This window comes from Pseudomonas sp. QL9, from assembly GCF_041409665.1.
Lineage (GTDB): Bacteria > Pseudomonadota > Gammaproteobacteria > Pseudomonadales > Pseudomonadaceae > Pseudomonas > Pseudomonas knackmussii.
The window spans coordinates 1,424,963-1,443,038 of record NZ_CP166971.1 but is presented as its reverse complement, the minus strand read 5'-3'; the positions used below and the strand labels follow the sequence as shown (position 1 = coordinate 1,443,038).

Genomic DNA, 18,076 nt, shown 5'->3' with positions numbered 1-18,076 from the left:
CAATCACCCGAAACGAGGAGCTGACCAGCGGGTTCTTTTTCCGGTCGAATCTCGCCAGAATGGCGCCCCTTCTTTTTCCACTGTCGTCCGTCGCCATGAATGCCCAAGCCCTGGAAACCCTTCGCCTGCACTTGCTCGCCGCGTTGGAGACGCCGCCCGCCGAGGTGCGCCGCGTGTTCCACGGCCGTGGCCGGCGCTATCCGGGGCTGGAACACGTCACCGCCGACTGGCTGCAGGGCGTGCTGCTGGTGTCGCTGTTCCGCGAACCCGAACCAGACGAGTTGGCTGCGCTGGAGGCCCTGCTGCTGGCCATCGGTGAAACCCCCGAGTGGCGGACGAGCGGCGCCGAAGCGCTGCTGCTGCAGCATCGCTACCTGCCGGAAAGCACCATGCAGGCGTTGATCGGCGTGGTGCCGGAGGAGCGGGTGATCGAGGAGAACAGCCTGCGCTACCTGCTCGACCTCGGGCGCAAGCAGAACAACGGCCTGTTCCTCGACATGCGCTACGGCCGCCAGTGGCTGCAGGAGCGCGCCCAGGGCCTGCGCGTGCTCAACCTGTTCGCCTACACCTGCGGCTTCTCGGTGGCGGCCATCGCCGGCGGCGCCGAACACGTGGTCAACCTCGACATGGCGCGCGCCGCGCTCAGCCGCGGGCGCGACAACCACCGCCTGAACGGCCACGACCTGACGCGCGTGGAGTTCCTCGGCCACGAGCTGTTCAAGTCCTGGGGCAAGGTGAAGAAGTCCGGCCCCTACGACCTGGTGGTGATCGATCCGCCGTCGTTCCAGAAGGGCAGCTTCGCCCTCGGCAAGGACTACCCGCGCATCCTCCGCCGCCTGCCGGAACTGCTGGCACCGGGCGGCCGCGTGCTGGCTTGCGTCAACGACCCGTCCGTGGCGCCGGCCTTCCTCATCGACTCGATGGCCGCCGAAGCCCCGCAACTGAGCTTCGTCGAGCGCCTGGAGAACCCGCCGGAATTCGCCGATATCGATGCGGATGCGGCGTTGAAGGTGTTGTTGTTCGCCCTTCGGGACTGACGCCGTAACACCTGGCACACAATCTGCTCCTGACAGGCCATGACGCGGAAAACGCCGGTTTTCCGTCAACTAGACTGTTTCGGGAGCGACCCCTCATGCGCTTTTCCTGCAATGGCTGCGGCAAGTGCTGCCATGACCACCATGTGCCCCTGACCCTGAGCGAGGCCCGCGACTGGGCGGCGGACGGCGGCACCCTGATCGTGCTGATCGAGGCCGTGCTGGAAGACGGTTCGGGCCTGCCCGCCGGCCAGCAGGAGCACGTGTTCAAGCGCTCGCTGGCGGTCCGTTGCGGGCAGACCCGCGCGCACCTGGCCATCACCTTCGCTGCTTTCAACCAGGGCGCCTGCCGCAACCTGCAAAGCGACATGCGCTGCGGCATCTACGAGCGCCGGCCGCTGGTTTGCCGCATCTACCCGATGGAGATCAACCCGCACATCCCGCTGCGCGCGGAGAACAAGGACTGCCCGCCGGAAGTCTGGCAGGCCGGCCCGGAACTGATCGTCGGCAACCAACTGGTCGATGCCGAGCTGGCCGAGCTGATCGAGCGTTCGCGCCAGGCCGACCGCGACGAGATCGCCGCCAAGGCGGCCATCTGCGAGCGCCTGGGCATCCACACATCGGCGCTCAAGGGCGACGGCTTCACCGCCTACCTGCCGCAGCGCGAGGCCTTCCTCGCCGCGCTGGACGAAGTGCTGGCCGCCGGCGAGGTCGCACCGCAAGCCGACTGGTCGCTGCATGTCTCCAACGATGCGCTGGCCAAGCAGCTGGAAGAAACCGGCGCGATGATCGCCGCGCTGCTCAACGAGAACTGCGCCTTCATCTCCCTGCGCGTGGCCTGAGGCTTACCCGGGCGAGCTCTTCAGCGCCTGCGTATCGACGCGGGCGACCGCTCAGGGGAGCGGCATTCCGCCGCCCTGGCCGGCGCGCGGCATCATGTTGCGCAGGTTGTGCAGTTCGTTCTGGTCGATCACGCCGTCGTGGTTGGTATCCAGGCGCTTGAACTGGCGCTCGGCGTTGGCCATGTACTCGTCGTGGGTAATCTTGCCGTCGCCGTTGGTATCCATCTGCTTGAAGAACTGCTGCACGCGTTGCTGCATCATCTCGCGGCGGCTACCGTCGATTCCGGCTCCGGCTCCGGCTCCGGCTCCGGTGTCGGCGGCGTGGGCCTGGCTTGCGCAGAGCAGGCCGAACAGGAGAGTGGTGGTCAGGGATCGGGCGAAGGTGGGCATGGCGTGGCTCCGGGTCAGCGGTTGGAAGAGTGGCGTCGCCCTTCTCGATGAATGCACGGGCGCGCGACGCGTGCCTACGTTCTTTCACCCGTGCGGTGAGCAGCAAATTGCTCGGGAATCAGTCGTCGACACGTGAGGCTGCAGATACTATAGGCAGTCATTTCCGCTAGACCTGTACGAAACCGCGTACTGGTCCCGATGCCCGGGGGGCGTCGGCGGATCATCGAACCTTGACCGGGGGAACGCTGTGAAGAATTGGACTCTCCGCCAACGCATCCTCGGCAGCTTCGCCGTGGTCATCGCAATCATGCTGCTGATGGTGGTGTTCTCCTACCTCCGCCTGCTGGCGGTCGAGCGCGACGCCCGCCGGGTGAGCGAGGACGCCATGCCGGGGATCTACGCGCTGGCCCTGGTGCGCTCGGCCTGGACCGACATGATGCTCGACACCCAGACGCTGGTCGGCCTGGGCGACGGCAAGCCCCTGGACGCCAAGGTTCGCAAGGAATTCGACGACAACCACGAGTTGCTGCTCGAGCGGATCGCCAGCTACCGGACCACGGTGCACGAGGACGAGGACCGACGCATGCTGGCGCAGTTCAGCCAACAGGCCGAGGACTTCCAGCGCCAGCTCATGCAGCTGCTGGAGCTCAATGGCAAGGACCACGAAGCTGCCCGCAAGCAGCTGGCTGAACAGCTCGCGCCGAGCTGGAACGCAGGGCGAAAGACCCTCAACGATCTGATCACGCTGAACAAGCGGATCGCCGACGGCGCCACCGAAACCATCGTCCGTGAAGTGCAGCTGGCCAAGCTGACCATGCTCGTATCGCTGCTGTTCGCGGTTATCGCGGCTGGCGTCTGCGGCCTTCTGCTGACGCGCGCCATCACCGCGCCGGTGGGCTATGTGGTGAAAGGTCTGGCAGCCATGAGCGGCGGCGACCTGACCACCCGCCTGACGCTGGACCGCAACGACGAGCTCGGCGTTATCGAGACCGGCTTCAACGGCATGGCCGAGGAGCTCAAGGGCCTGGTGTCGCAAGCGCAGCGTTCGGCTATCCAGGTCACCACCTCGGTTACCGAGATCGCCGCGACTTCCAAGCAGCAGCAGGCCACCGCCACCGAGACCGCCGCGACCACCACCGAGATCGGCGCGACCTCGCGGGAGATCGTCGCCACCTCGCGCGACCTGGTGCGCACCATGAACGAGGTGTCCGCCGCCGCCGAGCAGACTTCCACCCTGGCCGGCTCCGGCCAGCTGGGCCTGGCGCGCATGGAGGAGACCATGCACCAGGTGATGGGCGCCGCCGAGCTGGTCAACGCCAAGCTGGCGATCCTCAACGAGCGCGCCGGCAACATCACCCAGGTGGTGACCACCATCGTCAAGGTCGCCGACCAGACCAACCTGCTTTCGCTCAACGCCGCCATCGAGGCGGAGAAGGCCGGCGAGTACGGCCGCGGTTTCGCCGTGGTGGCGACCGAGGTGCGCCGCCTGGCCGACCAGACCGCCGTGGCCACCTACGACATCGAGCAGATGGTCCGCGAGATCCAGTCGGCGGTGTCGGCCGGGGTCATGGGCATGGACAAGTTTTCCGAGGAAGTGCGCCGCGGCATCGCCGAGGTCGGCCAGGTCGGCGAGCAGCTGTCGCAGATCATCCACCAGGTGCAGGCGCTGGCGCCGCGCGTGCAGATGGTCAACGAGGGCATGCAGGCGCAGGCCACCGGCGCCGAGCAGATCAACCAGGCGCTGGTGCAGCTGGGCGAGGCCACCGGGCAGACCGTGGAGTCGCTGCGCCAGGCCAGTTTCGCCATCGACGAGCTCAACCTGGTGGCCAACGGACTGCGCAATGGCGTCTCCCGCTTCAAGGTCTGAGGGCGTGGCCAACGGCGGCCGTCTGTACCTGCAGTTCCGCCTCGGGGCGGACCGCTACGCGCTCGACGTGCACGAGATCGCCGAGGTGCTGCCGCTGACGCGCTTCAAGCAGGTGCCGGAGGCGCCGGCCTGGGTCGCCGGGCTGTACAGCCACCGTGGCGAGCTGCTGCCGGTGCTCGACCTCAGCGTGGTCGCCTGCGGTCGCCCGTCGCCGCGCCTGACCAGCACGCGCCTGGTGCTGGTCGACTACCGCTTTGCCGGCAATGGCCCGCCGCGCCGCCTCGGATTGATCCTGGAACAGGCCAGCCAGACCCTGCGCCGCGACCCCGCGGCTTTCCGCGAGTACGGCCTGGAGCGCGGTGAAGCGCGCTACTTGGGACCGGTGATGGTGGACTCGGAAGGGCTGCTGCAGCGCGTGCAGGTCGATGAGCTGCTGCCCGATCACGTGCGCGAGTTGTTGCTGCGGAATGCCGAGGCCGAGCAGCCATGAGCGACACGCGCTTTTTCCAGTTGCTGAAGGAGCGCATTGGGCTGGACGCCGATTCCATCGGCGAGGCGCTGATCGCCCGCGCGGTGCGCCAGTGCGCCAACCGTTTCGCCAACGGTGACCTGGACGTCTACTGGCAGCACCTGCAAGGCTCGGCCGAGGAGCTGCAGGCACTGATCGAGGCGGTGGTGGTGCCGGAAACCTGGTTCTTCCGCTACCCCGAATCCTTCGCCGCGCTCGCCCAACTGGCCGTGCGCCGGGGGCTCGAGCTTGCCGGCGCGCGTCCCTTGCGCGTACTCAGCCTGCCGTGTTCGAGCGGCGAGGAACCCTATTCGATCGCCATGGCGCTGCTCGATGCCGGGCTTGCCGAGACGGCCTTCCAGATCGACGCGCTGGATGTCAGCCCGGTGGTGCTGGAGCGTGCGGCCCACGGGCGCTACGGGCGCAATTCGTTCCGCGGCAGCGACCTGGCTTTCCGCGACCGCTACTTCACCGCCGAAGGCCAGGACTACCGGCTCGACGAGCGGGTGCGCCGCCGCGTGCGCCTGCGCCAGGGCAACCTGCTGGCGCCGGGCCTGCTGGCCGGCGAGCAGCCCTACGACTACCTGTTCTGCCGCAACCTGCTGATCTATTTCGACCGCGCCACCCAGGACCGCGCGGTGCAGGTGCTGCTGCGCCTGGTGCGCGACGACGGCGCGCTGTTCATTGGCCCGGCCGAGGCCAGTCTGCTGTCCAGCCAGGGCCTGCGCCCGCTCGGCGTGGCGCAGTCGTTCGCCTTCCTGCGCAAGGCGCCGCAAGCGCCTGAGCGCCCGGCGCCCGTGGCAAAACCCTGGGTCCCGCAGGTGCGTCATACCCACGCGCCACGGCCACAGCCGGTTCGCCAGGCGATCGAGCGTCCGGCGCCGCGCCCGTCTCCGGTGGTCACTGGCGCTGCCGACGAACTCGCGGAAATCGCCCGCCTGGCCAACCAGGGCCGCAGCGAAGAAGCCCGCCAGCATTGCGAGCGCTACCTGGCCGCCCATGGCCCGGCCGCCCAGGCCTACTACTGGCTCGGCCTGCTGGCCGACGCCGAGGGCAATGCCGAACAGGCCCAGGCGTTCTACCGCAAGGCGCTGTACCTGCAACCCGACCATCAGGAAAGCCTGCTGCACCTGGCCGCGCTGCTTGCCGCGCGCGGCGACGAGGAGGGCGCGCGGCGCCTGCAGGAGCGGGCGGCGCGAGGAGTGAAGCGCGATGCGTGAACAGGACTACAGCCTGCGCCTGGCGCACGGCGACATGGTCATCGACGACTGCTGGAACCGCATCGGCATCCGCGGCGACCGCAGCTGCGAACGCCTGGCCGAACACGTGCATTGCCGCAATTGCCCGGTGTACGCCGGCGCCGCCATCCGCCTGCTGGACCGCTACGCGCTGGAAGGCAACGAGAGCGCGCCTGCTGTGGATAACCCGGATGGTGCCGAGGAAGCCGTCGGCGAAGCGCACCTGATCTTCCGCATCGGCGAAGAGTGGCTGGCCTTGCGCACCCTGGCATTGGTCGAGGTGGCGCCGGCGGTGAGCGTTCATTCGCTGCCGCACCAGCGCTCGCCGGTGCTGCTTGGGGTCGCCAACGTGCGTGGCACCCTGGTGGCCTGCCTATCGCTGGCCGAGCTGCTCGGCCTGGATTCAGCTCCGGCGCTGGAGGCCGAGGGCCGACGCCAGCCGCGCATGCTGATCCTCGCCGCCAAAGGCGGGCCGATCCTGACGCCGGTGGACGAGGTGGAGGGCATCTTCCCGCTGGCGCTGTCCGCCGAGCCTGCGGCCGCCAATCCGACGAGCCTGACCCGCGACCTGCTGCAATGGCGTTCGCGCAGCGTGCGCGTTCTCGATCACCCGGCGTTGCTCGCCGCCGCCGCACGGAGCCTGGCATGACCCCGGAGCAGATGAAGGACGCCTCGCTGCTGGAGCTGTTCCGCCTGGAGGCCGAGGCGCAGACCCAGGCGCTCGGCCGTGGCCTGCTGGTGCTCGAACGCGAACCGCGCCGTGCCGATGAGCTGGAGGCGTGCATGCGTGCGGCGCACTCGCTCAAGGGCGCGGCGCGCATCGTCGGCCTGGACAGCGCCGTGCAGGTCGCGCACGTCATGGAGGAATGCCTGGTGGCCGCCCAGGAGGGGCGCCTGCTGCTCACTCCCGAACACATCGACGCGCTGCTGGCAGGCACCGACATCCTGCTGCATGTCGCCGCAACCGACGCCGCGCGCGCTGAACAGGCCAGCCAGGCCGTGCCGGGAATGGTGCAGCGCCTGCAAGAGCTCCTGGGGACGCCGGCGTCCAAGCCGGCCCCCAAACCTTCAGTCGCATTGCCGGTCGAGCCTGAGCCCCAGGTTGCGCCCGAGGCCCAGCCGGTCGCTGAAGCGCAGCCCTCCAGCGAGCCGAAGCCCGTCGCCGATGCGCCCCGGCGCCGGGCCAGCGAGGAGGGCAGCGAGCGGGTCCTGCGGGTCACCGCCGAGCGCCTGAACCAATTGCTCGACCTGTCCAGCAAGGCGCTGGTCGATTCCCAGCGCCTGCAGCCGCAACTGGCCGCGCTGCAACGTCTCAAGCGCTTGCAGGCGAGCGCCAGTCGCCTGCTCGACGGCACCCGCGACGTCGCCGGCAACAGCCTCGACCCGCAGGCCCAGGCCTTCCTCGCCGATGCGCGGCGGCTGGTCGGCGAATGCCAGCAGGTGCTCGGCGAGCAGATTGCCGAACTGGACGCCTTCGCCTGGAACGCCGGGCAGCGTGCACAGAACCTCTACGACAGCGCCCTGGCTTGCCGCATGCGGCCGTTCGCCGATGTGCTCGGTGGCCAGGCGCGGATGGTCCGCGACCTCGGCCGCGAGTTGGGCAAGTCGGTGCGCCTGGAGGTGGACGGGGTGTCCACCCAGGTCGACCGCGAGGTGCTGGAGAAGCTCGAAGCACCGCTCACCCACCTGCTGCGCAACGCCGTCGACCACGGCATCGAAAGCCCCGAGGCACGTCGCCTGGCCGGCAAACCGGAGCAGGGCACGATCCGCCTGCTGGCGCGGCATCATGCCGGCATGCTGGTGCTCGATCTGCGTGACGACGGTGCGGGTGTCGATCTGGAGCGCCTGCGCCAAGGCGTCGTCCGGCGCGGGCTGGCAACCGAAGAGACCGCCGCGCGGCTGTCCGAGGACGAGCTGCTGGCGTTCCTCTTCCTGCCCGGTTTCAGCCTGCGCGAGCAGGTCACCGAGGTGTCCGGCCGCGGCGTCGGCCTGGATGCCGTGCAGCATATGGTCCGCCAGCTGCGCGGTGGCGTGCGCATGGAGCAGCGGGCGGGGCAGGGGACGCACTTCCACATCGAAGTGCCGCTGACGCTGTCGGTGGTACGCAGCCTGGTGGTGGAGATCGGCGGCGAGGCCTATGCCTTCCCGCTGGCGCACATTGAACGCATGCGCAGCCTGGCGCGCGAGGAGATCGTCCAGGTCGAGGGTCGCCAGCAGTTCTGGCACGAGGACCGGCATGTCGGCCTGGTGGCGGCGCATCAGTTGCTGCAGCGACCGGAGGGCTCTACGCCCAAGGGCGACATCCCGCTGGTGCTGCTGCGTGAACGCGACAACATCTACGGCGTGGCGGTGGAACGCTTCATCGGCGAGCGCACCCTGGTGGTGATGCCGCTGGACGCGCGCCTGGGCAAGGTCCGCGACGTTTCCGCCGGCGCCCTGCTGGACGACGGCACGCCGGTGCTGATCCTCGATGTCGAGGACATGCTGCGTTCGGTCGACAAACTGCTCGCCAGCGGCCGCCTGGAACGCATCGACGGCCAGGGCCGGCAGAGCGCCGGGCAGCGCAAGCGGGTGCTGGTGGTGGACGACTCGCTCACCGTGCGCGAACTGCAGCGCAAGTTGCTGCTCGGCCGCGGCTACGAGGTGGCGGTGGCGGTGGACGGTATGGACGGCTGGAACGCGCTGCGCTCGGAGCCCTTCGATCTGCTCATCACCGATATCGACATGCCGCGCATGGACGGTATAGAACTGGTCGAACTGGTCCGCCGCGACGCACGGCTGCAGGGGCTGCCGGTCATGGTGGTGTCGTACAAGGACCGCGAGGAAGACCGTCGCCGCGGGCTCGACGCCGGCGCCGACTACTATCTGGCGAAGGCCAGTTTCCATGACGAAGCCTTGCTGGATGCGGTAGCGGACCTCATCGGAGGAGCACAGGGATGAAAATCGGGATCGTCAACGACATGCCGTTGGCGGTGGAGGCCTTGCGCCGCGCGCTGGCGCTGGACCCCGCGCATCGCGTGGTCTGGGTCGCCAACAACGGCGCCGAGGCGGTGCAGATGTGCGCCGCGCATGCGCCCGACGTGGTGCTGATGGACCTGCTGATGCCGGTGATGGATGGCGTCGAGGCGACGCGGCGGATCATGGTCGAGTGCCCGTGCCCGATCATCGTGGTCACCGTCGATCTGGAGAAGAACCTGTCGCGGGTGTTCGACGCCATGGGCTGCGGCGCGGTGGATGCGGTGACCACTCCGGCCCTGGAGGGCGATCTGCGCGAGGCGGCACGGCCGCTGCTGCGCAAGCTGCAGAACCTGGCCTGGTTGAGCGCGCCGCCGAACAGCCGGCCGCGGGCCCAGGCCGACAGCCGCGAAGTGACCTCGACGGCAGCGCGACGCCTGGTGGCGGTAGGGGCCTCGGCCGGTGGTCCGGCAGCCCTGGCCGAGCTGGTCGCACAGCTGCCGGCGAGCTTTTCCGCGGCGATGGTGGTGGTACAGCACGTGGACGAAAGCTTCGCCGCCGGCATGGCCGAGTGGCTGGCCAGCCAGTCGCCGATCCCGGTGCGCCTGGCGCGCCACGGCGAAACCCCGCAGCCCGGCTGCATCCTGCTGGCCGGCAGCAACGACCACATCCGCCTGCTGCGCAGCGGCGAGCTGGCGTACTCCGCCGAGCCGGGCGGGCATATCTACCGGCCATCGATCGACGTGTTCTTCGACAGCGTGGCCGACAACTGGGTCGGCTCGGCGGTGGGCGTGCTGCTCACCGGCATGGGCCGCGACGGTGCCGAGGGCCTCAAGCACCTGCGCGAGCGCGGCTTCCTGACCCTCGCCCAGGACCAGGCCAGCAGCGCCGTCTACGGTATGCCCAAGGCCGCCGCGGCGATTGGCGCGGCAACGGAAATCCGCTCCCTGGACGAAATCGCCAGGCGGTTGGGCCAGTTGTTCGGTTGAACCCTTCGGAGCCCGTATCAGTGACGAATTCAAGCGAGAGCGAATACCCCGTGAACAATCCCGACGATTCGAAGGCCATGGTGTTGCTGGTCGATGACCAGGCCATGATCGGCGAGGCGGTGCGCCGCGCGCTGGCCGAGGACCCGAGCATCGACTTCCACTTCTGCTCCGACCCCGCCCAGGCTGTCGAGCTGGCCCTGCAGATCCGCCCGACGGTGATCTTGCAGGACCTGGTGATGCCCGACTGCGACGGCCTCGAGCTGGTGCGCCGCTATCGCGAGCACCCGGCCACCCGCGACATCCCGATCATCGTCCTGTCGACCAAGGAAGAGGCCCAGGTGAAGAGCGCGGCCTTCGCCGTCGGCGCCAACGACTACCTGGTCAAGCTGCCCGACGCCATCGAGCTGGTGGCGCGGGTACGCTACCACTCGCGCTCGTTCCTCGCCCTGCAACAGCGCGACGAGGCCTACCGCGCTCTGCGCGAGAGCCAGCAGAAGCTGCTGGAAACCAACCTGGTGCTGCAGCGCCTGATGAACTCCGACGGCCTCACCGGGCTGTCCAACCGCCGGCACTTCGACGAATACCTGGAAATGGAATGGCGCCGCGCGCTTCGGGAGCAGAGCCAGTTGTCGCTGCTGCTGATCGATGTCGATCACTTCAAGGACTACAACGACACCTTCGGCCACGTCGCCGGCGACGAGGCGCTGCGCCAGGTGGCCGGCGCGCTGCGCGAGAGCTGCAGCCGCTCCTCCGATCTGCCGGCGCGCTACGGCGGCGAGGAGTTCGCCATCATCCTGCCGGGCACCTCGCCGGGCGGCGCGCGCCTGCTGGCGGAAAAGCTGCGCCTGACAGTACAGGCCATAGGAATCGCCCACGAAGTGCCGGCGCCGGGCGCCTCGCTGACCATCAGCCTGGGCGTCGCGACCCTGACGCCACAGCCCGGGCAGAGCTGCCTGGACCTGATCGAGCAGGCCGACCGCGCGCTCTACAACGCCAAGCACGGCGGGCGTAACCAGGTCGGGGTGGTGCAGGCGGCGGGCTAGGCCATCCGTCTGACACAGGGCAGCTCACGGTAGGCGTTCTCGGGTATACTTCCGGGTTTTTCCACGCCTATAGAACCGTGAGTGCTGCCCGCCATGGAAATCAACCCGATCGTCAACAGCATCAAGGACCTCTCCGAACGCACCCAGTCTATTCGGGGGTATCTTTGACTACGATCTGAAACATGATCGCCTGGTCGAAGTAAACCGCGAGCTCGAAGACCCGAACGTCTGGAACAACCCGGAATACGCCCAGAACCTGGGCCGCGAGCGCGCCAGCCTGGCGCAGATCGTCGAGACCCTCGACGAGCTCACCGGCGGTCTGGCCGATTCCCGCGACCTGCTGGACATGGCTGTCGAAGAGAACGACGAAGGCGCCGTGAACGACGTCGCCACCGAAGTCGAGCGCCTGCGCGAGATCCTCGAGAAGCTGGAATTCCGCCGCATGTTCAGCGGCGAGATGGACCCCAACAACGCCTACCTGGACATCCAGGCCGGCTCCGGCGGCACCGAGGCCCAGGACTGGGCCAACATGCTGCTGCGCATGTACCTGCGCTGGGCCGACAAGCACGGCTTCGACGCCGAGATCGTCGAGCTCTCCGAGGGCGAAGTCGCCGGCATCAAGGGCGCCACCGTGCACATCAAGGGCGAGTACGCCTTCGGCTGGCTGCGCACCGAGATCGGCGTGCACCGCCTGGTGCGCAAGAGTCCGTTCGACTCCGGCAACCGTCGCCACACCTCGTTCACCGCGGTGTTCGCCTCGCCGGAAATCGACGACAACATCGAGATCGAGATCAACCCGGCCGACCTGCGCATCGACACCTACCGCTCCTCCGGTGCGGGCGGTCAGCACGTGAACACCACCGACTCCGCGGTGCGTATCACCCACGTGCCGACCAACACCGTGGTGGCCTGCCAGAACGAACGCTCCCAGCACGCCAACAAGGACACCGCCATGAAGATGCTGCGGGCCAAGTTGTACGAACTGGAAATGCAGAAGCGCAACGCCGCCTCGCAGGCCCTGGAGGACTCCAAGTCCGACATCGGCTGGGGTCACCAGATCCGCTCCTACGTACTCGACCAGTCGCGGATCAAGGATCTGCGCACCGGCGTCGAGCGCAGCGACTGCGACAAGGTGCTCGACGGCGATCTGGATGAATATCTGGAAGCCAGCCTGAAACAAGGGCTCTGACGCGGAGCCCCATTGTAGGAGCGAGCTTGCTCGCGAACCTGTCGAAGAGCTTCGCGAGCAAGCTCGCTCCTACACGTATCCCTTCATTTGATTTGACGCCAGGCAGATAGAACGACCATGAGCGACCAACAACTCGACCAGCACGCTTCTGTTCAAGACGATGGGCAACAGGAAGAAAACAAGCTGATCGCGCAGCGCAAGGAAAAGCTTGCCGCCGTGCGCGAGGCCAAGGCCATCGCCTTCCCCAATGACTTCCGCCGCGACGCCTATTTCGCGGACCTGCAGAAACAGTACGCCGACAAGACCAAGGAAGAGCTGGAAGCCGCAGCCATCCCGGTCAAGGTCGCCGGTCGCATCATGCTCAACCGCGGTTCCTTCATCGTCCTGCAGGACAGCAGCGACCGCCTGCAGGTCTACGTCAACCGCAAGACCCTGCCGGAAGAGACCCTGGCCGAGATCAAGACCTGGGACCTGGGCGACATCATCGGCGCCGAAGGCGTGCTGGCCCGCTCGGGCAAGGGCGACCTGTACGTCGACATGACCAACGTGCGTCTGCTGACCAAGTCGCTGCGCCCGCTGCCGGACAAGCACCATGGCCTGACCGACACAGAGCAGCGCTACCGCCAGCGCTACGTCGACCTGATCGTCAACGAGGAAACCCGCAACACCTTCCGCGTGCGCTCCCAGGTCATCGCGCACATCCGCCGCTTCCTCAGCGACCGCGGTTTCCTCGAAGTGGAAACCCCGATGCTGCAGACCATCCCCGGCGGCGCCGCGGCCAAGCCCTTCGAAACCCACCACAACGCGCTGGACATGGCCATGTTCCTGCGCATCGCGCCGGAGCTGTACCTCAAGCGCCTGGTGGTCGGCGGTTTCGAGAAGGTCTTCGAGATCAACCGCAACTTCCGTAACGAAGGCGTTTCGACCCGGCACAACCCCGAGTTCACCATGCTCGAGTTCTACCAGGCCTACGCCGACTACGAAGACAACATGGACCTGACCGAGGAGCTGTTCCGCGAGCTGGCCCAGGCTGTGCTCGGCAGCACCGACGTGCCCTACGGCGACAAGGTCTTCCACTTTGGCGAGCCGTTCGCCCGCCTGTCGGTGTTCGACGCCATCCTCAAGTACAACCCGGACATCACCGCGGCTGACCTGAACGACGTCGAGAAGGCCCGCGCCATCGCCAAGAAGGCCGGCGCCAAGGTCCTCGGCCACGAAGGCCTGGGCAAGCTGCAGGTGATGATTTTCGAGGAGCTGGTGGAGAGCAAGCTGGAACAGCCGCACTTCATCACCCAGTACCCGTTCGAAGTCTCCCCGCTGGCCCGCCGCAACGACAACGACCCGAGCGTCACCGACCGCTTCGAGCTGTTCATCGGTGGCCGCGAGATCGCCAACGCCTACTCCGAGCTGAACGACGCCGAAGACCAGGCCGAGCGCTTCATGCTGCAGGTCAAGGAGAAGGACGCCGGTGACGACGAGGCGATGCACTACGACGCCGACTTCGTCAATGCGCTGGAATACGGCATGCCGCCGACCGCCGGCGAAGGCATCGGCATCGACCGCCTGGTGATGCTGCTGACCAACTCGCCGTCGATCCGCGACGTGATCCTCTTCCCGCACATGCGCCCGCAGGCGTAAGCGCCGGAAGCTGTTCAAGAAGCCGCCTTCGGGCGGCTTTTTCATGCCCGCGAGAAGCAGCCAATACCCTGTAGGAGCGGATTCATCCGCGAGAATCCCCGCGCCATTTCCACCCGGGCGCATAACCGCGTTCGCGGTTATGCGCCGCAGCCCGGTACGAGAATGGCGGATAACCCCTTCGGGGTTATTCGTATATGGACTCCTCCCGGTTTGCCAGTGTTTGGCGGGGATTTCGAACCTAGGTACGACTGCGTCCGTATATCCGGCTTCATGGAGCGGTGTGGCAGCTCCCGAGCCCTGATGAAATGCGCGCCTGTATGTCTGATCGCCCTAACGGCTTTGCTTCACGGCAGCAGGGAGCCCGCGGATAACCCAGGTTTCATACAGGCCGGTTCGACCGGTTCGTCATCAATGCCATTCACTGTGCAATCGTGGTGGAGCGTTTCTACAGCGGTGTTGCCGGTAACGCTCAGGCGGGTTGGTAGGTGGTTTCCCGACTGAGCAGGGCCCAGACGATCCGGGCATTCTTGTTGGCCAGGGCAACGGCGACGGCGTTGGCATTGCATCGTTGCAACAGGCCTTGCAGCCAGCGACTGCGAGCATCGGTCTTGTTGGCGCAACAGCGTACGACCGAGCGGGAGCCATGGGTGAACAAGGTGCGCAGGTAGGTATCGCCACGCTTGGTGATCCCGCCCAGGCGCTGTTGCCCGCCCGTGGAGTGTTGCCGTGGCACCAGGCCCAGCCAGGCGGCGAACTGACGCGCCGTGCGGAATTGCCGGGCATCGCCGACCGCTGCCACCACCGCGCTGGCGGTGAGCGGGCCGATGCCTTCCACGGCCAGCAGGCGCTGGATGCGCGCATCCTCGCGCGCACTGCGCTTGATCACTCGCTCCAGTCGTTCGATGCGGGCATCCAGCGCCTGCAACTCCTCTTTCAAATCGCTCAACAACTCGCCCATTGGCGCCGGCAAGGGCACCGGCTCGGCAGCGGTGACCGTCTCGAGCAGTTCGACGGTCGCCGCGCGCCCGCGTCGGCTGGCGATCAGGCCAAATTCGCCGAGCAAGCCGCGAATTTCGTTGCACAGTGCCGTACGGGCCCGGACCAGACGGCTGCGAATGCGATGCACGGACTGCCCGGCCTGCTGCTGCGCACTCTTCACCGGCACAAAGCGCATGCTCGGACGGCTGGCCGCCTCGCAGATCGCTTCGGCATCGTGGGCATCGTGTTTGTCACCCTTGACGTAAGGTTTGACGAACTGCGGTGCGATCAAGCGAACCTCATGCCCCAGCCCCTGCAGCTCTCGCGCCCAATAGTGCGCACTGCCGCAGGCCTCCATCGCTACCAGGCAGGGTGCCAGCTGGCGAAAGAAATCCAGCATCTGCGCCCGCTTGAGCTGCCGGCGGCACACCACGCGCTCGTGGCTATCGACGCCATGTACCTGGAATACCTGCTTTGCCAGATCCAGACCAACGCGACTAATGTTCATGCTGACTCCCCCTCCGGGACTTGTGGCTACACCATCAGTCTGGCGCTTGACGCCGTAGGAGGGAGGAGTCCATTTCATTGCCCTACAGGGTCGGCATTCGTGCCGTGCGGTTCGCGAGCAAGCTCGCTCCTGGCCCCGGCGAACCTTATCCGCGATGCGCGGCCCAAAGATGCCCACCCGGCGGCAGACGCCGCCGATTGATTCGCCGGGGAAAAGCCCGAACAATGCGCCATCGCCCGCGAGCGGAGGAAAACCCGTGTCCCCAGTGTCCCAGAGTGACAGTGCCGCCCAGGCCGCCAGCGCGGTGGCCGAGAGTGTCCAGTACCAGGGTCGCAAGGCCAGTCGGCAGGGCAGCGAGCAGCGCCGCCAGGCGATTCTCGACGCCGCCATGCGCATCATCATCCGCGACGGCGTGCGCGCCGTGCGCCACCGCGCCGTGGCGGCCGAGGCCGGCGTGCCGCTGTCGGCCACCACCTACTACTTCAAGGACATCCAGGACCTGCTCACCGACACCTTCGCGCTCTTCGTCGAACGCAGCGCCGAGGCGATGTCGGACTTCTGGGCCAGCGTCGAAGGCGACCTGCAGTCCATGGTGGCGCGCCTGTCGGGCAGCCCGGATTCGCGCCGCGAACTCGCCGACACCATCGCCGAGCTGGCCATCCAGTACGTACGCGTGCAGCTCACCGAGCGCCGCGAGCACCTGCTCGCCGAGCACGCGTTCCGCCAGGAAGCGCTGCTCAATCCGCGCCTGGAAGAGCTGGCGCAGAGCCACAGGCGCATCCTTTCCCTGGGTGTCGTGCACTTCTTCCAGGTGCTCGGTTCGCGGGAGCCGGAGCAGGACGCCAAGGTGTTGACGGCCATCATTCTGCAGATGGAGTATCAGGGCCTTCTCGACGGCGTGGAGCACCTGGATACGGTGGAAATGCGCGCCATCCTGACCCGATACCTGTACCTGGTGCTGGGCCTCTGAGGCCCGCCCGCGTCCCACACCATCCGGCGTGCCGCCCGCGGCCCCTGAGGAGATTCCGATGAAAGCCTGGCGCGCCCTGCTGCTGTTGAGCGTTGTTCTGCTCAGTGGCTGCCTGGTGACCTTCAAGGACCCGATACCGGCGAAGGACGCCGCGCCAGCCTCGCTGCTCGGCCAGTGGTCGCGGATCGACGAATACGGCGAGGAGCAGATCCTCGAGGTCAGCCGCACCAGCGACGGCCTCTACCGCGCCTTCAGCTACTACGGCAACAACGGCAACACCGACAGCGCCGAGGACCTGCCCTTCACCGTCGCCCACCATGGCCAGCGCTGGTACTTCTCGGCCAGCCTGCCCAAGAGCGAAGGCGGCAACTACGTGCTGGGCGGCTTCGAGATCACCGACAAGGACGAGCTGGTGGTCTATTCGGTGGACGTCGAGGCCGTGCTGCAAGCCATCGACAAGGGCCAGCTGCAGGGCCAGAAGGTGGACAGCCAGCAAGGCGCCGGCGCATTGATCGCAAGCCCCCTGGAGAACGTCTACGCCTTCCTCGACGACCCGGCCAACGCCGATGCCTTCGGCGAAGCGCTACGCTTCCAGCGAGTCCCCCAGGGAGAACGCCAATGAATACGCGGCGCAAGAAGAGCACACCCAGCGAGTACCAGCAGATCATCCGCGGCCTCTCCGACCGCCTGGTGGAGGCGCAGACGCCGATCCGCGTGCTCGACGCGATCAAGTGGGACGACTCGATCCGTCAGGACTTCCTCAAGGGCCGCGGCAAGCATGCGCCCAAGATCGATCGCAGCTACTACGACAGCCGCCCGCTGGCTTTCGATTCCGCGGCCAAGAAGCAGGAGTTCCAGGTGCTGGAGCGCGACATCACGCGCCAGCTCGGCCAGTTCAACCCGGTGGGCCAGATCATGCGGCGCATGTGCCGCGAGTACCGCATGGTCATCCGAATGCTCGAAGCGCGCGGCACCCAGGACTTCGGCCTGATCTCCCAGGAGCTCTACGGCTCGGCCTCCGATGCCTTCCACGCCGGTGACCCGACCCTGGCCGACCTCGGCCTGATGCTCTCGGACTACCTGAACAACATCGCCCATCGCGGCGACCTCAAGGACGAGCCCAAGACGCTCAACGCCGGCCAGGTGGTGGAGATGCTCCAGCAGCGCCTGAACGCGGTGTTCGGCGAGGCGGAGAACACCATCCGCGTGTTCGAGTCGGACGGCATAGTGGCGGACGCCGCGGCCGGCGCCGACTACATCAAGGTGCGCGCCGACGCGCTGTTCAACGAGCGTGATGTGCGCGCCCTGGAAGTCCACGAGGGCCTGGTGCACGTCGGTACCACGCTCAACGGCCTCAACCAGCCGATCTGCACCTTCCTCTCCAAGGGCCCGCCGTCGTCCACGGTGACCCAGGAAGGCCTGGCGATCCTCATGGAAGTGATCGCCTTCGCCTCCTACCCGACGCGCCTGCGCAAGCTGACCAACCGCACCCGCGCCATCCACATGGCCGAGGACGGCGCCGACTTCCTCGAGGTCTACCACTTCTACCGCGAGCAGGGCTACGAGGCGGAAAGCAGCTACCAGAACGCCAGCCGGGTGTTCCGCGGCTCGACGCCGAATGGGCTGCCGTTCACCAAGGACCTGTCGTACCTGAAGGGTTTCATCCTCATCTACAACTACATCCAGCTCGCCGTGCGCCAGGGCAAGCTCGAGCAGATCCCGCTGCTGTTCTGCGGCAAGGCCACCCTGGAAGACATGCGCACCCTGCGCCAGCTGGTGGACGAAGGCCTGGTGGTGCCGCCGAAGTACCTGCCGCCGCAGTTCCGCGACCTCAACGCGCTCTCGGCCTGGATGTGCTTCTCCAACTTCCTCAACCACCTGAGCCTGGACCGCATCGAAGCGGACTACGCAAACATCCTCTGAGCCG

Annotated in this window: 16 protein-coding genes; 14 read left to right on the top strand and 2 right to left on the bottom strand. The window is 67.2% G+C overall.

What is annotated here, in order from left to right; all coding sequences use genetic code 11:
• Nucleotides 1–95: 95 nt before the first annotated feature.
• On the top strand, nt 96–1,037 hold the full coding sequence (locus tag ACA097_RS06840; RefSeq protein WP_371369312.1) for a class I SAM-dependent methyltransferase: 942 nt from the start codon (nt 96–98) through the stop codon (nt 1,035–1,037).
• Between the two features lie 95 nt (nt 1,038–1,132).
• The gene (locus ACA097_RS06835; protein ID WP_371369310.1) at nt 1,133–1,876 is read left to right on the top strand and encodes a YkgJ family cysteine cluster protein; all 744 of its coding nucleotides are present in this window, start codon (nt 1,133–1,135) and stop codon (nt 1,874–1,876) included.
• 51 nt (nt 1,877–1,927) lie between these two features.
• Here ACA097_RS06835 and ACA097_RS06830 read toward each other — a convergent pair whose 3' ends face one another.
• Entirely contained in the window at nt 1,928–2,266 is a 339-nt protein-coding gene (locus tag ACA097_RS06830) for an EF-hand domain-containing protein (protein WP_371369308.1), read from the bottom strand.
• 247 nt (nt 2,267–2,513) lie between these two features.
• Between ACA097_RS06830 and ACA097_RS06825 the strand changes: the two genes are divergently transcribed.
• The 9 genes from ACA097_RS06825 to lysS all read left to right on the top strand — a co-directional run bounded on the left by ACA097_RS06825 (nt 2,514) and on the right by lysS (nt 13,693).
• A complete protein-coding gene (locus ACA097_RS06825) occupies nt 2,514–4,133 on the top strand; it encodes a methyl-accepting chemotaxis protein (RefSeq protein ID WP_371369306.1) in 1,620 nt (539 codons plus the stop codon).
• Nucleotides 4,108–4,623, top strand: a complete 516-nt coding sequence (locus tag ACA097_RS06820) for a chemotaxis protein CheW (RefSeq protein ID WP_371369304.1) — start codon at nt 4,108–4,110, stop codon at nt 4,621–4,623. Before ACA097_RS06825 ends, ACA097_RS06820 begins: the two co-directional genes overlap by 26 nt.
• On the top strand, nt 4,620–5,861 hold the full coding sequence (locus ACA097_RS06815; RefSeq protein ID WP_371369302.1) for a CheR family methyltransferase: 1,242 nt from the start codon (nt 4,620–4,622) through the stop codon (nt 5,859–5,861). Before ACA097_RS06820 ends, ACA097_RS06815 begins: the two co-directional genes overlap by 4 nt.
• Nucleotides 5,854–6,528: a chemotaxis protein CheW gene (locus ACA097_RS06810; protein WP_043249780.1), complete on the top strand. Its 675-nt coding sequence runs from the start codon at nt 5,854–5,856 to the stop codon at nt 6,526–6,528. The genes ACA097_RS06815 and ACA097_RS06810 overlap by 8 nt, the downstream gene beginning before the upstream one ends.
• Nucleotides 6,525–8,819 carry a hybrid sensor histidine kinase/response regulator gene (locus ACA097_RS06805; RefSeq protein ID WP_371369300.1) on the top strand — a complete coding sequence of 765 codons (2,295 nt, stop codon included), beginning with the start codon at nt 6,525–6,527 and terminating at the stop codon, nt 8,817–8,819. The genes ACA097_RS06810 and ACA097_RS06805 overlap by 4 nt, the downstream gene beginning before the upstream one ends.
• Nucleotides 8,816–9,823, top strand: coding sequence for a chemotaxis response regulator protein-glutamate methylesterase (locus ACA097_RS06800; RefSeq protein WP_371369298.1), 1,008 nt, complete (start codon nt 8,816–8,818; stop codon nt 9,821–9,823). The genes ACA097_RS06805 and ACA097_RS06800 overlap by 4 nt, the downstream gene beginning before the upstream one ends.
• A 77-nt stretch (nt 9,824–9,900) precedes the next feature.
• Nucleotides 9,901–10,866, top strand: a complete 966-nt coding sequence (locus tag ACA097_RS06795) for a diguanylate cyclase (protein WP_371370488.1) — start codon at nt 9,901–9,903, stop codon at nt 10,864–10,866.
• A gap of 93 nt (nt 10,867–10,959) precedes the next feature.
• Nucleotides 10,960–12,055, top strand: a protein-coding gene (gene prfB, locus ACA097_RS06790) for a peptide chain release factor 2 (RefSeq protein WP_156957993.1) whose coding sequence is annotated in 2 segments (ribosomal slippage) — nt 10,960–11,031 and nt 11,033–12,055 — 1,095 coding nt in all. Because the reading frame shifts where the segments join, the coding sequence is not laid out codon by codon here.
• Between the two features lie 117 nt (nt 12,056–12,172).
• Nucleotides 12,173–13,693 (top strand): lysine--tRNA ligase, encoded by a 1,521-nt coding sequence (gene lysS, locus ACA097_RS06785; RefSeq protein ID WP_043249791.1) that lies wholly within the window; start codon nt 12,173–12,175, stop codon nt 13,691–13,693.
• 469 nt (nt 13,694–14,162) lie between these two features.
• Here lysS and ACA097_RS06780 read toward each other — a convergent pair whose 3' ends face one another.
• Nucleotides 14,163–15,179, bottom strand: coding sequence for an IS110 family transposase (locus tag ACA097_RS06780; protein ID WP_371367040.1), 1,017 nt, complete (start codon nt 15,177–15,179; stop codon nt 14,163–14,165).
• Between the two features lie 256 nt (nt 15,180–15,435).
• On the opposite strand from ACA097_RS06780, the gene ACA097_RS06775 reads away from it, so the two are divergent.
• From ACA097_RS06775 to ACA097_RS06765, 3 genes are read left to right on the top strand one after another with little or no spacing between them, the layout of a single operon-like run.
• Nucleotides 15,436–16,149: a TetR/AcrR family transcriptional regulator gene (locus ACA097_RS06775; RefSeq protein WP_043249794.1), complete on the top strand. Its 714-nt coding sequence runs from the start codon at nt 15,436–15,438 to the stop codon at nt 16,147–16,149.
• A gap of 58 nt (nt 16,150–16,207) precedes the next feature.
• The gene (locus ACA097_RS06770; protein ID WP_371369295.1) at nt 16,208–16,771 is read left to right on the top strand and encodes a hypothetical protein; all 564 of its coding nucleotides are present in this window, start codon (nt 16,208–16,210) and stop codon (nt 16,769–16,771) included.
• On the top strand, nt 16,768–18,072 hold the full coding sequence (locus tag ACA097_RS06765) for a flavohemoglobin expression-modulating QEGLA motif protein (RefSeq protein ID WP_160286006.1): 1,305 nt from the start codon (nt 16,768–16,770) through the stop codon (nt 18,070–18,072). Before ACA097_RS06770 ends, ACA097_RS06765 begins: the two co-directional genes overlap by 4 nt.
• The last annotated feature ends 4 nt before the right edge of the window (nt 18,073–18,076 follow it).

Excerpts from the sequence above, each read along its gene's own strand:
- ACA097_RS06805 (WP_371369300.1), top strand. The coding sequence starts at position 6,525 with ATGACCCCGGAGCAGATGAAGGACGCCTCGCTGCTGGAGCTGTTCCGC.
- ACA097_RS06765 (WP_160286006.1), top strand. The coding sequence starts at position 16,768 with ATGAATACGCGGCGCAAGAAGAGCACACCCAGCGAGTACCAGCAGATC.
- ACA097_RS06795 (WP_371370488.1), top strand. The coding sequence starts at position 9,901 with ATGGTGTTGCTGGTCGATGACCAGGCCATGATCGGCGAGGCGGTGCGC.
- ACA097_RS06835 (WP_371369310.1), top strand. The coding sequence starts at position 1,133 with ATGCGCTTTTCCTGCAATGGCTGCGGCAAGTGCTGCCATGACCACCAT.
- ACA097_RS06820 (WP_371369304.1), top strand. The coding sequence starts at position 4,108 with ATGGCGTCTCCCGCTTCAAGGTCTGAGGGCGTGGCCAACGGCGGCCGT.
- ACA097_RS06815 (WP_371369302.1), top strand. The coding sequence starts at position 4,620 with ATGAGCGACACGCGCTTTTTCCAGTTGCTGAAGGAGCGCATTGGGCTG.
- ACA097_RS06800 (WP_371369298.1), top strand. The coding sequence starts at position 8,816 with ATGAAAATCGGGATCGTCAACGACATGCCGTTGGCGGTGGAGGCCTTG.
- ACA097_RS06770 (WP_371369295.1), top strand. The coding sequence starts at position 16,208 with ATGAAAGCCTGGCGCGCCCTGCTGCTGTTGAGCGTTGTTCTGCTCAGT.
- ACA097_RS06830 (WP_371369308.1), bottom strand. The coding sequence starts at position 2,266 with ATGCCCACCTTCGCCCGATCCCTGACCACCACTCTCCTGTTCGGCCTG.
- ACA097_RS06840 (WP_371369312.1), top strand. The coding sequence starts at position 96 with ATGAATGCCCAAGCCCTGGAAACCCTTCGCCTGCACTTGCTCGCCGCG.
- lysS (WP_043249791.1), top strand. The coding sequence starts at position 12,173 with ATGAGCGACCAACAACTCGACCAGCACGCTTCTGTTCAAGACGATGGG.
- ACA097_RS06810 (WP_043249780.1), top strand. The coding sequence starts at position 5,854 with ATGCGTGAACAGGACTACAGCCTGCGCCTGGCGCACGGCGACATGGTC.
- ACA097_RS06780 (WP_371367040.1), bottom strand. The coding sequence starts at position 15,179 with ATGAACATTAGTCGCGTTGGTCTGGATCTGGCAAAGCAGGTATTCCAG.